The organism is Roseofilum sp. SBFL (assembly GCF_017746885.1).
Lineage (GTDB): Bacteria > Cyanobacteriota > Cyanobacteriia > Cyanobacteriales > Desertifilaceae > Roseofilum.
On sequence record NZ_JAGHZH010000092.1, the window covers coordinates 56,300 to 70,082 of the forward strand.

The following is a 13,783-nucleotide window of genomic DNA, read 5'->3' on the forward strand; positions in this document are numbered from 1 at the left end:
TTCAACCTCTAAAGTGTATCCAGGATTACTTTTCTTCACCAAGCAACCGTTGATACTAATCAACACTCTGATGTGGTTTTATGGAGAAAAGAGGCCTGACAATGATGGGGAGTAAGTGGTTGAAGCGCAAAATTCAAGTTTGTCTGGCGATCGCCAGTTGTCTACTCGTGGTCATCTTCACCAGTTTATCAACTTTCGCCCAATCCTCTGCACCAACCCTCCAGGTGGCGACAGAACCCACGTTTCCCCCCTTTGAAATGCAAGACCAAGCAACCGGAGAGTTAAGTGGATTTGATATTGATTTAATGACAGCCATTGGTGAAGCGGCTGAACTGAATATCGAATTCGTCAGCTTACCCTTTGATGGCATTATTCCCGCTCTCCAGTCGAAAACTATGGATGCGGCGATTAGTGGCATGACGATCACCGCAGAGCGAGCGCAAACCGTATCCTTTTCTCGCCCTTATTTTAAAGCGGGTTTAGCTATAGCGGTGCAAGAGGACAATACCAGCATTAAAAATTTTTCTGATTTAGAAGGCAAACAAATAGCCGTTCAAATTGGCACCACTGGGGCCCAGGAAGCCAGTACCATCGAAGGGGCAAATGTCAGTTCTTTTGACTCAGCCTCTTTGGCTCTACAAGAACTGATTAATGGCAAAGTGGATGCTGTGGTTAATGATGGGCCGGTGACTTTATACGCTATAAAACAAGCCGGCTTACAAGGCGTGAAAGTCGTCGGTGAATTAGTCACAGAAGAATATTATGGCATTGCTATGCCTAAAGATTCTCCCTACTTAAATGACATTAATAATGCTCTGGAGTTACTGATTCAGGATGGTCGTTATCGCGCTATTTATCAAACTTGGTTCGCGGGTGAACCCCCGGAATTACCCCTCGTTCCCCCTGCCTTAGAAACCCAAGAAGTAATTGTTTTTGATTGGGGAAAACTATTTGCTAATTTAATTCAAGGCTCGACGATTACTTTATTACTCACCGCTTTGGCTTTCGCTTTTGGGTTAATCGGAGGTACGCTAGTGGCGATCGCCCTAATTTCCCCCTACAAACCTTTGCGCCTACTCTGCCGCATTTATGTAGACTTCTTCCGGGGCACTCCCATGCTCGTCCAACTGTTTATGATCTACTTCGGTCTCCCCGGTTTATTCAAAGAATTAGGGTTAGAGTTTAGCTTCGATCGCTTTCCGGCAGCCGTCTTAGCCTTAAGCTTAAATAGTGCCGCCTACTTAGCCGAAATTATGCGCGGGGGCATTGAATCCATTGATAAAGGTCAATGGGAAGCCTCTCAATCCCTAGGCATGAGTCCCCTACAAACGATGCAAGACGTGATTTTTCCCCAAGCCTTACGTCGCATGTTACCCCCTCTAGGTAACGAATTTATTACCTTAGTCAAAGATACCAGTTTAGTCGCCGTGATTGGATTTGAGGAACTATTCCGCCAAGGTCAATTAATGGTAGCCATCACCTATCGATCCTTTGAAGTTTACTTAGCCGTAGCTTTAATGTATCTCGTGCTAACCACCCTATCTTCCTTTGGGTTTAAATGGCTAGAAGTGAGAATGAATCCCCTACAGCGCCAGAAACCCGCCCTTAAAACGTGAAGACTTTTATCACTTGATAGATCAGAATAGGGATGCACTTGCGGTAAAATCCCAAAGATGGTGTAGGTTTCCTCGGTGCAGAAAAAAATAAACCCATGGCCCAGACCCTAAGCAAAGAAATTGTCTTGATTGGAGGAGGACACGCCCATGCGATCGCCCTTCGCCAATTTGCCCTCAATCCCATTCCTGGAGTACGTCTCACCCTGATCGTCGATACCCTACACACCCCCTATTCTGGGATGCTACCGGGCCATATTGCTGGATTCTACAGCTTTGACCAAACCCATATCGATCTACATCATCTCTGTCAATTTGCCCGGGCCCAACTCTATCAAGATCGTGCCATTGGTCTCGATCTCAAACGCAATCAAGTTCTCTGCGCTCACCGTCCCCCTGTCCGCTTTGACCTGCTCTCCATTGATATTGGGAGTACCCCTAACCAGATTCAGGTTCCTGGAGCTAATCACTACGCCATTCCCGCTAAACCGGTTTCCCAGTTCCTCAACCATTGGCGAGAGACCATAGAAAGCTTTGCTCGCCATCCTACCCACCCTTTAAAACTAGCCATTGTGGGTGGAGGTGCAGGGGGCGTTGAGTTAGCACTCACGATGCAACAGGGACTATTTGTCTGCCGTCAAGCTACGGGAGGAATGCGGAATATAGATGCCTCTTTTGTCATGTATACGGCTTCGTTTCCCGAAATTCATCTGTTCCATCAGGGGCAAGAAATTATGTCCTCCCATAACCGAGTGGTGCGCAAACGCATCGCCCAGTTAATGGGTCGTCGGGATATTCAACTGCATTTGGGGGAACGGGTAACCCAAGTTTCCGAGCAGGGTCTTCAGTGTCAGTCTGGATTTACTCTAGAGTGCGATCGCGTGTTTTGGGTGACTCAAGCTTCAGCTCCTCCCTGGTTAAAGGCCGCTGGTTTAGCAACGGATACCGATGGTTTTATTTTAGTTAAGGATTCTCTACAGTCCATTTCCCATCCCCAAGTATTTGCTGCTGGTGATATTGCCACCATGGTGAACTATACGCGGCCCAAGGCAGGGGTGTTTGCAGTGCGTCAAGGTCAGCCGTTATATGAGAATTTGAAACAAGCTGTTTTAGGGAAAGCACCGAAACCCTATCGCCCGCAAAAGCAAATTTTAGGACTCATTGGTACGGGAGATGGAAAGGCGATCGCCTCTTGGGGTAAATGGGGATTGGGCCCTAACCCTTTACTGTGGCGCTGGAAGGACTGGATCGATCGCCGATTTATGGCTCAATTTGAGGACTTTGGGCGATCGCCTACTCATCCCTCCTTGGCCCCAATTCCCATTCCCCCAGAGCGCCTATCCTCAGTGCTGAAGCGGGTGATTACCGACAATCCTAAATTAGAGTCCTTAATCGAGATCGAAAACCCTGGGGACAATTTGGCCTTATCCTCCGTGACCCCGGGTCTCCTAATTAAAAGTATGGATTTACTCACAGATAGCCTGCGAGATCCGTATTTATTCGGCATATTGGCGACTCACCATTGCTTAAATCCCATCTTGGCCAAGGGAGCAAATCCCCACAGTGTTTTAGGTTGGATAGAATTACCCAATAGTCTTCCTACGCAACAGGAAGAAACCCTCTATCAACTGCTCTCAGGTGTTCTGCAAGCGCTAACGATCAGTCAAACTCAGTTAGTGGGATGTCGCGCTTCCCTGGGGCCGCGCTTATCCCTGGGATTTTCTACTCAAGGGTATGTCGATCCCGAACCGGTCTTGTATCCGCCCAAGTTACAACCCGGACAAGTGTTGATTTTGACGAAACCCTTGGGTGTTGGCGCTCTGATGACAGCTCAAGAGCAGTATAAAAGTAAGGGACGATGGTTAGAAGGGGCGATCGCCTCAATGATTCAATCCAATTATCCAGCATCCCTAACCTTTCTGGAAACTGGCGCTACTGCTTGCACAGCAGTAGGCAATTTGGGTTTATTGTCACATCTGACGACCCTGATCAACAATACATCGGTGAGTATTAGCTTGAATTTGGATACTCTACCCGTTTTGGAAGGGACTTTAGAGACTTTGCGCCACGTGCGATCGAGTCCATTCCATCAGGACAATAGTTCCAGCACTTCGACGACGCTCAGTGAACCGATTTCCTATCTGCAAAATGTGTCTAGCTTTGATTCCCATCCTGTCTATCCCCTCTTATTCGATCCTCAATGGTCTGGGGGATTAGTGGCTGGGATTCCCCATCCTCAAGCAGAAGAATGCTTGAAACTCCTGCAAAATTTAGGCTATACCCACAGCGCTATCATCGGTGAAGTTCATCTCCCTGCGGGCGATCTGCCTCCGATCCAGTTAACCGTTAATGAGGAATAATATAGGGATTTTGGCGATCGCCTAAAGCGCCGTCTCGAATAGGAGGGGAGACACTCACCATATAGTTCAGAATACATCCTGCCACATACTCAGCTAATTTGACGGGTACTGCATTCCCGATCATTTGCTCTAATTCAGATTTATTCCCTTGAAACTTAAAATGCCCAGGAAATGTTTGTAAATAGCTCCGCTCTAAGGTAGTTAAAGCTCTCAAATTTTGATCAATATTTCCGGCATCTCCTGGATGTTTTTGATAAGTTTTAGGGACGGGGCGATTTACTCCCCGAATAGTAGGACTTGGTTCATAAATACTGAAAACACCTCGTCTTTTATAACTTCTGGGATGACGATAAAAATATTCAATTCCTAAACGATCGCCTAAATACTCAAATACGGTCATGGGTTTGTCAGATTGATGGGTTTGCAAGATGGGCTTTAAAGCATCATCTTTACCCTGCAAATGACCGATCAGAAAATATCGCTTTCTCGTTTGTGGCACTCCGCAATAGCTGGCATCCAGAATATAAGACGTGAGTCCATATCCCACTTTTTTGAATTGCTTCCAAGCTAAGTTTAAAGTGCTACTTTTAGAAATTCTTGCGACATTTTCCATGACAAACCATTGAGGTCTAACTTGGACAATAATATTGGCAAAACTAAGTGTCAAATTTGCACGGCCTAGACTTTCATCTCTTTTTCCTGCACTAGAGAAATCTTGGCAAGGAGGCCCTCCAATAATCATGTCCGGCTGAAAATATCTCACTATCTTGTAAGCATCTAGATCGGCTAGATCTTGTTCAAAAATAGGATGATCAAAGTTTTCTTGATAGGTTTGTATTGCTTTTCTCCAGATGTCAAAACCGGCCACTAGATTAAATCCAGCATTTTGAAATCCTAATGACATTCCTCCACATCCAGCAAATAAGTCTACTGTTTTCATTGCCATATTGATACTCTTTAACTAAATAAATAGGTTAGGAGAGTTATAAATTATAGCATCCAGTCTTCTTTCTGGACTTAATAAGTTTTGACCCCCACCTAAAATAATATTTGCAATTTCCTGCTTGTGAATTCTCGGTTTTGTTAAAGCCTCTGATGTCATATAAACATGTGTAAATCTTCCACTGACGGCAAAAGCTTTATCATTTTTTGTATTATAAGATAGAGAATCGATGATTTTTCGATAATCAAAAATCCCCTTGGCGATCGCTTCATCAAGCATTTTGAATAGCCAAATCACAGTCCGAGCTTGCCGGGTAATTGATCGGACTCGACCGAAATTCTGAATTTCTGTTTTGACAGCATCTATAAATAATCGACTGAAGGCCAAATTACTCCATATAAAAACATCCATGTGGAATTATCAGGTAAAGCAGTTAACTTAATTTCCAGGGCTTGCAAACAATTACCTGTATCTCGTGCTTGGGTCACTAAATCTACTCCTGGAAGCGTACCCAATACATACTGCTGATAAGGAGTAAATTGGGTTTCAAAGGCATAAAATAGATTGTTTGAGAGGGGCACTAGACCGTAAGCTTGGGCCGTATTAATTGTGGAATGCTCAACGGTTAAACTGGAATTAAGTTTTAGATAAATACTCTCTAAATTACGACTATGCAAATAGGCACAAAGGGAGGCAGGAAAAGACGAATGAAAGCAATTTTTACCCCAAGCTTCTTTGCGGGTAAAATCTCGATTGGAATATTGAAGACCAAATAGACTGGGTTTGGGAATATTGGGATTCATGGAAGAGACATTCTTGCCCTCTTGAGCTTAATCTGAAGATTCGGCATCTGATTTCCACAGAGGTTCGCGCAGATTATCTTCTAAATCTCGCAATTTTTCATACAGTTCCCGTTGTTCTGGGGTTAATTGGGTAGGAAACTGAATCTCAATTTCCACCACTTGATCGCCTCGTCTTCCCCGGTTATCGGGATATCCCTTATTGGCTAACCGTAATTTTTGACCGCTTTTTACCCCAGGGGGTAAATTCATTTTCACTAACCCATCCAGGGTGAGGACTTCTACTTGTCCGGCTAAAATAGCTTCTACAGGAGTAATGGGGAGTTTACAATAAATTTCATTCCCTGCAATTTGTAGGAAAGAATGGGGGGCTACGGTGATTTTTAGGTATAAATCACCGCCATTCATACCCAACTTCCGCAGACGCATTTTTTCCCCACTCACCATACCGGGGGGCATATCGACTTCTAAAGAGCGACCATCTTCTAAACGGATACGCTCTTTTCCGCCTCGATAGGCTTTTTCTAGGGGTAAGGTTAACAACGCTTCGATATCCCGTTTTATGGGTCGGGATTCGCTAGTGACGGTGTTGTAAACCTTTGAGCGGCCGGGGGTGTAGGCTTCGGCATTCCGTTCGACTGGACGCGATCGCTCTCCAGTCGGTTGTCCCTGATTCACTTCCCGACGACGGTTGAGCAAGCTATCGAGAAAACTATCGAACGTAGGAAACTGGCTAAAATACTCAATTTCTGCGGAAGAAAACTTGGAGCCACTATTGCGTTTACGGCTATTTTGCCGCGCTCTTAAAAAGAAGCTCAGTTGGTCATATTCCGTCCGTTTACCGGGATCGGAGAGGACTTCATAGGCTTCTAAAATATCCTTAAATCGTTCCTCAGCTTCTTTATCACCGGGGTTGAGATCGGGATGATATTGACGAGCTAAACGGCGATAAACCCGCTTAATCTCGTCAGTGGGGGTATCAGGACTAACTCCCAGAATCTCATAATAGTTCCGAAAGTTTTGCATGGTTTTGTTCACTTAGGGTTCTGGGAGAATAGGGAATAGGGAATGGGGAATAGGGAAAACCGCCGCTTACAGCCATTCGTCATCATCTCCCCAATCTTCATCATCATAGGAGTTATATTGATTATACCTTGGACGGCTTGGGGGTTCTGAAGGACGGCGAGAGTCCCGGATGGGCGGTCGATTGGGTTCCCTTGATCGGGGGGGCGGATAGTCCCGTGTTGGGGGATAATCTCGGCCTGGCGGTTGATAATCCGGTGGGGGTGGATAATCCCGTGCTGAAGAATAGTCTCGATCTCGTGGGGAGTTGCGTGGGGGTGGATAATCCCGTGCTGGAGGATAGTCTCGCCCAGGTGGGGAGTTGCGTGGGGGTGGATAATCCTGTGGGGGCGGGTAATTCCTCGCTGGGGGATAGTTCCGCTCTGGGGGGGTATATTCCCGCCTGGTTTGATAGGTTGGACTATCATAATCGTAACTTTCGCGGCGATCGAATTCATCTTCATCATCCCCTAAGAATGTGCGCCGCAGGGTTCCTAAAAATCCATCGTCTTCCTCTTCACTCATCCGCAAGCGCACTTCCCGATTGAGATCGTAGAGAATATCTTGTAAATCGGCTCCTGCTTGATCGATTCCTCGGTCATCGCCTCGGCGCAAATATTCCCGCAGTTCCTGGATAATCGGATCGAGATCGCGGCGGTATTGGTTGGCAAACTGCATGCCAAAATCTAGGGTGGCTTCCCGCAGTTGGCGCTCGGCTTGGGTAATTAAGGCTTCGGCGCGGTTGAGTTTTTCTACCCGTTCCCGGCGCTCCCGGTCAACCTGGGCATAGCGTTCGGCATCCTGGATCATTTGGTTGATTTCATCGGAGGAGAGGGTGGAGGCTCCTTGAATGGTAATGCCTTGTTCCCGGCCGGTGGTTCGGTCTAGGGCAGATACTTGGAGAATACCGTTGGCATCGATGTCGAGGGAGACTTGAATTTGGGGGATGCCCCTAGGCGCTGGGGGAATGCCGGAAAGTCGGAATCGACCGAGGGATTTGTTGTCCCTGGCCATTTCTCGCTCCCCTTGTAGGATATGGACTTCGACAAAGGTTTGGTTGTCTTGGGAGGTGGAGAAAATGTCCGATCGCCGCACGGGAATGGTTGTGTTGCGAGGAATCAGTTTTTTCATCACCCCACTGGCGGTTTCGATCCCGAGGGAGAGCGGGGTGACATCGAGCAGCAGCACATCTTTGACAATGCCGGAGAGAATACCGGCTTGAACTGCTGCTCCAACGGCTACTACTTCATCCGGGTTAACGTTTTGGTTGGGTTCTTTGTCGATGAAACTGCGAACGAGTTGTTGAACGATGGGGATGCGGGTGGAACCCCCGACGAGAACGACTTCATCGATTTGGACGGGGCTAAGGTTGGCATCGTAGAGGGCGCGTTTGATGGGACGACGGAGACGGGAAAGGAGGTCGCCACAGAGGTCTTCAAATTGCGATCGCGTCAGCCGAGTTTCTAGATGCTTGGGTCCGTCTTCGGTAGCGGTAATGAACGGTAAGTTAATCTCGGTTACTGTGACTCCAGACAGTTCAATTTTCGCTTTTTCCGCTGCTTCCATCAGCCGTTGCAGCGCTTGGCGATCGCGCCGTAAATCGACCCCTTCCGTTTCTAAAAACTGTTCGGCCAACCAATCGACAATTTTTTGGTCAAAGTCATTGCCCCCTAGCTGGGTATCGCCACTGGTAGCCCGAACTTCAAACACTCCATCGCCAACTTCTAGGATCGAAACATCAAAGGTTCCTCCCCCTAGGTCAAATACCAAAATGGTTTGCGCCGTTCCCCGCTCTAGCCCATAAGCGAGGGAAGCAGCCGTGGGTTCATTGAGAATTCGTTTAACTTCTAAGCCGGCAATTTTGCCCGCATCTTTGGTCGCTTGCCGTTGGGCATCATTAAAGTATGCAGGAACCGTAATCACTGCACCGGTAACCGGTTCCCCTAAATAACGACTGGCATCCTCAGCCAATTTCCGCAAAATCATGGCTGAAATTTCTTCCGGGGCAAAGTCTTTTTTCAGCCGAGGACATTTCACTTTGATATTGTCCACTTCATCGCGCCGGATGGTGTAAGGGACTCGTTTGGAGTCAGTGTTGAGTTCTCCATATCTGCGTCCCATATACCGTTTTACGGCGTAAAAGGTGTTTTGCGGGTTCAGGACGGCTTGGCGACGGGCCATTTGGCCAACAACGAGTTCGCCATCTTTACTAAAGCCAACCACTGAAGGTGTAGTCCGCATCCCTTCTGCATTGGCGATCGCCATTGGCTTACCGCCTTCCATAATAGCGACCACTGAGTTCGTTGTCCCCAAGTCAATGCCGACTACTCTACCCATGGATTCTGTCTCTTCCTCGTCTATCTTTACGGAAATTATGGTTTTCTTCGATCAGTTTATTGTATCGCGCTTCTGGAAGTGCAAGTAGCAAGGAATAGGGAATAGGGAACAGGAAAAACCCCATCTCCCTATCTCCCTATTCCCAACTCCCTGTTGCAAAACTGCCAATACCTGGGCTAAATCTCCTGCAAGCGGCTGATGAGCGGGACATTTTGATAGACTGTTGTAGCCGCAATCATGCGATCCCGAAGATCGGGGACTTGAGTGCGATCGATGCTTTGCATGGTTTGAGCAATGTGGCGATCAAAAGGAACTTCTATCAATACAGAATTGGGGCGATCGACTTCTGCAAGTAATTAATTCAGCGTCAATGATGAAATTCGCCCTTTTTCGCTTAATCCAAGTCCCCGATCAACCTTTCAGTCCTGGTTTTGACAATCAAGATTCACAATTTACTATTAGAACACCTATTTTCAAGCAAATTTCAGCTACTATTTTTGAACTCCAATGGTTATCTCCAAATGGATGTAACTTCATAAGTACAATTCACAAAGATACTAAAGGTATCTATACAGAATCTGTAAGATTTGATCCTATAAGTGCAGAAGAGTGCGGGTTTCCAGCTTTTACTGGCAACGTTAATCCTGAAGGTACTATGCTAGAAATTTCCCTTATAGATCCTGAGTATCACCACCTTTCTCTAGTGGCTGAAGTCACTGAAAATGACTCAGTAGAAATATACTATAAAAATGATGATTCAATAATTGATATTGGAACTTTTGATGCTCAAAAGATTTTTCAGAAGAGAAACTCATCTATTACATCTATTAGAAATAAACAATCAGGCTCAGGAGATGTAGTACGTGAAGCACAGTGTACTTTTGCTAGAAGGAGTTGTGCAGGTTTTTCAACAATAGGAGCTGTTGCAGGAGCTTTAGGAGCAGCAACATCTTTGACAGGAGTAGGTCTTGCAGCCAGTATCCCTTTATGGACAATTGGAGCAACATCTTTTGTCTTAGGGCTTGGCTGTTTTGCTATGTTTGGTGGAGTTCCTCCCCTAATAGGGCCAAAACCAGGAGTTCCTGCAATAGATCCCATACGAGGGATAAGACCGGATCCAGCAATACCGAGAACAATTGGCCAAACTGTTGATATGTATAACTTTTTTAGCTTTTTTACAGGAACATTAGCGAATGAAAGTGAAGTAGCTTATAGAGCTGGAAATCGAGGCATTCGGGAACCAGGGCCTTTCCCCTGGGATGAGGGACTTGCTGATATACGTCGAACATTGGGTAGAGATTATTGCGACAAAAAACCGGATCGCCCATTAGCTGAAGAGAATCCGACTGCCCAACCTAATAATCGACTAGCAGAATTACCAGGGCAGCCAAGTGGTGATGTGTTGTATGTAGGCACGATAAATTTTACGCAACTCTGCGATAGGAAAAAGCCAGAAGGCTACTATTATAATGAGTATCCAAAGACTGATAATTTAACTCAAGGCCTATGTACGGTAACGAAACCGATGGGTAGAGAATTAGCTCCACGAATTGAAATTAACTTTGATATTGCAGATGGCGCACAATATTGTAGAGAAAGGTTCTCTCAACATCAAGATCCTGGAATTAGGCAAGTTGCTAGTTCTGCCTTTGTCCAAGTTTCTATGTCTCATTGGAACAGAAATAGAGAAAAACGATGGGACTGTTTTGTTTCCTGTCCTCCAAACGATACTCGCTGTTCGCCATTTAATCCCCAGAATGGGCCATTTTCTAGGTGAATAATAGGGTTTTTACAGAGAATAATAGCGAGGAAATTTGTAGGGGCGGGTTCTTCAACCATTTGGGAATCCCACCAATAACCTTTGTGAACCCGCCCAACTCGATGTCGATATCATCATTTCCTGTGGTTTGTTGGTGGGTGGGGGCGGGTTTAGGAAATTGATTTGTAGGTTTCCTAGATTTGGGTATAACCCGCCCCTACGGTGAACCCGCCCAACACGATGTCGATATCATCATTTCCGGTGGTTTGTTGGTGGGGTGGGGGCGGGTTTACATCATTGATTTGTGGGTGTCCTAAATTTGGGTATAATCCGCCCCTACGGTGAATGAATTACCCAATTAAATAGGCAATGGTTACGCCTGTGCCGCCATTTTTTTGATCCGCTAACTCAAAGCGCTCTACTTGCGGATGGCTCCTCAGAAATTCATGGACTCCTTCTCTTAATTTACCGGTACCTTTGCCGTGAATAATCCAGACATTCGTACAGTTGGCATTGTAGGCTTTGGTAATGCCTTGATCGAGTTCCGCTTCAGCAGTGACAACGCGCAAGCCTCGGATATCTAAGGTATTGCGAGAGGTTTGGATGACTGGGGCAGTGGATTTAGGAGGGGGGATTTTATCCTTTTCCGTAACTGTTTTTTTGCTGGTTTCCTTAGTGATAACTTCGGCTTTTTTGCCGTCTAAGGATTCAATTTCGGCTAGTCCTACGGTCATTTTCATTAACCCGAAGCGCACGGTAAGTTCTTGCCCCTCTGCGTCAATTTGTAGCACTTCTCCCGTTTGTCCTAAACTGGGAATCCGTACCCGTTCGCCGACTTTGGGTTTGTAACCGGGTTTGGGCTTGGGAGGATTGATTTTGGAGGGGAGATATTGCCCAGCAATCCGATCGAGTTCCTGGGTGGCTTTGCGGGTATCTTGGGCGTTTGTAGTGCCTTGTTGTAGGCGTTTGATGGCTGTGGCGACTTCTTTTTTGGCTTGAGAAATTGCCTTTTGGATTTCGATTTCCTGTTGTTGGCGTAACTGCTGTTCCCGCTCTTTGAGTTGCTGGGCTTTGAGTGCGACTTCTTGGTGCAATCGTTCGGTTTCTGAAAGGAGGCTGGAGGTTTCTTGGACTTGGGTTTCCTGACGACGACGCTCGGCTTCTAAACCGGCGATCGCCCGATCCACGTCTTCGGAACCGGTTCCTACCCACTGTTGCGCTTCTTCAATCACCTCTGGATTTAACCCCAAACGGCGGGCAATAGCCAGGGCATTGGAGCGCCCCGGAATGCCCCACAACAGGCGATAGGTGGGTTGCAAAGATACCTCGTCAAACTCCACCGAGGCATTCTCAAACCGCTCATCCTCATACTTGAGGGCTTTGAGTTCCCCGAAGTGGGTGGTGGCAATGGTAAGCTGGGCGTTTGTGGCGAGGTGTTTTAGGAGAGCGATCGCCAACCCGGTTCCCTCGGAGGGATCGGTTCCCGCACCCACCTCATCTAACAGCACCAGAGATGAGGGGTTGGTTTCCAGCGAGTCCAAAATCCGACAAATGCGGCGAATATGTCCCGAAAAGGTTGATAAACTTTGTTCTAAGGACTGTTCATCGCCAATATCGGCTAAAACCTGGCTAAACCAAGGCACTTCCACCGGTTCTCGCGCTGGCACAAATAAACCGACTTTCGCCATCAGTGCTGCCAGTGCCAAGGTTTTCAAAGTAACGGTTTTTCCGCCCGTATTTGGCCCCGTAATTGCCACAACTCGGATCGGCGATTCAATACATGCTGTTACGGGAACCACTTCTTGTCCCTGTTCGTGGCGCTGTTGCCACACCAGCAAGGGATGACGCAGTTGCCGCAGAACAATCATTTCTGTGGATTCCGTAAACCGAGGGGGGTTCGCTTGTAACCAAGTGCTGTATCTGGCTTTGGCAGTGGCTAAATCGAGAATTGTGGCAATCTCCACTAAATGTTCTAAATCATCGTAAACCTCCGCCACCTTCTCCGTGAGAGCGCGACAGATGGCTTCTTCTTCCTTACTTTCCTCCTTGTGCAACTGTCGCAAGTCATTACCGAGGGAAACGATCGCATGGGGTTCAATGTATAAGGTTGCCCCACTGGTAGACGAGTCATGAACAATACCGGGAATGGTTTCCTTGTGATTGGCTTTCACCGGCAACACGTAGCGATCGCCCCGTTGGGTAATCAAATTCTCCTGAATAGCGTGGGATTTGCGTTGCAGGAGGTTTTGCAGCGTTTGCGTAATGCGATCGCGTTGGTTTTTGAGTTGACGGCGTATATTACCGAGCTTCACGCTGGCGCGATCGGCTACTCTCCCCTGTTCGTCAATACAGTGATTAATCTCCTGTTCTAATTCCGGATAAGTCCGGATTGTGCTAATCAACTCCAACAAAATCGGCACATTTTCTTGTTCCTCAATAAACCGGCGCAGTCGCCGCATCCCCGCCAATGTACTCGCTACATCCAGCAGTTCATCCCCAGACAGCACCCCTTTAAGCGTTGCTCGTTTGACAATGGTACGAATATCCCGAATCCCCCCAAACGGCAGCTCTGTAGTGAGGGTTTGCTCTAGGGTATAGACTTCCTGGGTTTGCGCCAACAGGGTTAAACTTTCCGCTTGAGTTTGGGGAATAGGCAAGGTTTGGGCGGCGATCGCCCCCATTTTCGTTGCGGCAAACGTAGACAAATGCTCGCACAACCGCGACCATTCTAATAGCTCTAGGGTTTCGTCTTGGATCACTCGTGTTCTATACTTCAACGCCATACTACATTATTGTATCGACTTTTGAGGCAATGGGGAAGGCGATCGCTCTGATAGCCATATGGTATCTGGTTCCCAAAGACTATAATTCTATGCCATAGATTAGGGTGAGTTGGTAGAGGAACCAGA

Annotated in this window: 8 protein-coding genes and 1 pseudogene; 3 read left to right on the forward strand and 6 right to left on the reverse strand. The window is 47.0% G+C overall.

Going from position 1 to position 13,783, the window contains the following annotated elements; genetic code table 11:
• The first annotated feature begins 101 nt into the window (after positions 1 to 101).
• A complete protein-coding gene (locus tag J7545_RS10245; RefSeq protein WP_318719524.1) occupies positions 102 to 1,616 on the forward strand; it encodes an ABC transporter permease subunit in 1,515 nt (504 codons plus the stop codon).
• Between the two features lie 95 nt (positions 1,617 to 1,711).
• Positions 1,712 to 3,973 carry a selenide, water dikinase SelD gene (selD, locus tag J7545_RS10250; RefSeq protein ID WP_318719525.1) on the forward strand — a complete coding sequence of 754 codons (2,262 nt, stop codon included), beginning with the start codon at positions 1,712 to 1,714 and terminating at the stop codon, positions 3,971 to 3,973.
• On the opposite strand, the gene J7545_RS10255 is transcribed toward selD, so the two are convergent.
• The 5 genes and pseudogenes from J7545_RS10255 to J7545_RS10280 all read right to left on the reverse strand — a co-directional run bounded on the left by J7545_RS10255 (position 3,960) and on the right by J7545_RS10280 (position 9,438).
• On the reverse strand, positions 3,960 to 4,913 hold the full coding sequence (locus tag J7545_RS10255; protein ID WP_413038617.1) for a DNA cytosine methyltransferase: 954 nt from the start codon (positions 4,911 to 4,913) through the stop codon (positions 3,960 to 3,962). The two genes, selD and J7545_RS10255, sit on opposite strands and share 14 nt — an antisense overlap.
• A 21-nt stretch (positions 4,914 to 4,934) precedes the next feature.
• Positions 4,935 to 5,719, reverse strand: a pseudogene (locus tag J7545_RS24010) (HindVP family restriction endonuclease).
• Between the two features lie 27 nt (positions 5,720 to 5,746).
• Positions 5,747 to 6,742 carry a DnaJ C-terminal domain-containing protein gene (locus J7545_RS10270; protein ID WP_318701910.1) on the reverse strand — a complete coding sequence of 332 codons (996 nt, stop codon included), beginning with the start codon at positions 6,740 to 6,742 and terminating at the stop codon, positions 5,747 to 5,749.
• A gap of 66 nt (positions 6,743 to 6,808) precedes the next feature.
• Complete coding sequence (gene dnaK / locus J7545_RS10275) at positions 6,809 to 9,115, reverse strand: molecular chaperone DnaK (protein WP_318719526.1); 2,307 nt, start codon at positions 9,113 to 9,115, stop codon at positions 6,809 to 6,811.
• A 176-nt stretch (positions 9,116 to 9,291) separates the two neighbouring features.
• On the reverse strand, positions 9,292 to 9,438 hold the full coding sequence (locus J7545_RS10280) for a hypothetical protein (protein ID WP_318701908.1): 147 nt from the start codon (positions 9,436 to 9,438) through the stop codon (positions 9,292 to 9,294).
• A gap of 47 nt (positions 9,439 to 9,485) precedes the next feature.
• Here J7545_RS10280 and J7545_RS10285 point away from each other — a divergent pair, with 47 nt between their 5' ends.
• Positions 9,486 to 10,892: a hypothetical protein gene (locus J7545_RS10285; RefSeq protein ID WP_318701907.1), complete on the forward strand. Its 1,407-nt coding sequence runs from the start codon at positions 9,486 to 9,488 to the stop codon at positions 10,890 to 10,892.
• Between the two features lie 332 nt (positions 10,893 to 11,224).
• On the opposite strand, the gene J7545_RS10290 is transcribed toward J7545_RS10285, so the two are convergent.
• A complete protein-coding gene (locus J7545_RS10290; RefSeq protein WP_413038618.1) occupies positions 11,225 to 13,633 on the reverse strand; it encodes an endonuclease MutS2 in 2,409 nt (802 codons plus the stop codon).
• Positions 13,634 to 13,783 lie beyond the last annotated feature (150 nt).

Bases quoted from the DNA above. Each gene is read 5' to 3' on its own strand.
- J7545_RS10245 (WP_318719524.1), top strand. From the start codon at position 102: ATGATGGGGAGTAAGTGGTTGAAGCGCAAAATTCAAGTTTGTCTGGCG.
- selD (WP_318719525.1), top strand. From the start codon at position 1,712: ATGGCCCAGACCCTAAGCAAAGAAATTGTCTTGATTGGAGGAGGACAC.
- J7545_RS10255 (WP_413038617.1), bottom strand. From the start codon at position 4,913: ATGAAAACAGTAGACTTATTTGCTGGATGTGGAGGAATGTCATTAGGA.
- J7545_RS10270 (WP_318701910.1), bottom strand. From the start codon at position 6,742: ATGCAAAACTTTCGGAACTATTATGAGATTCTGGGAGTTAGTCCTGAT.
- dnaK (WP_318719526.1), bottom strand. From the start codon at position 9,115: ATGGGTAGAGTAGTCGGCATTGACTTGGGGACAACGAACTCAGTGGTC.
- J7545_RS10285 (WP_318701907.1), top strand. From the start codon at position 9,486: ATGATGAAATTCGCCCTTTTTCGCTTAATCCAAGTCCCCGATCAACCT.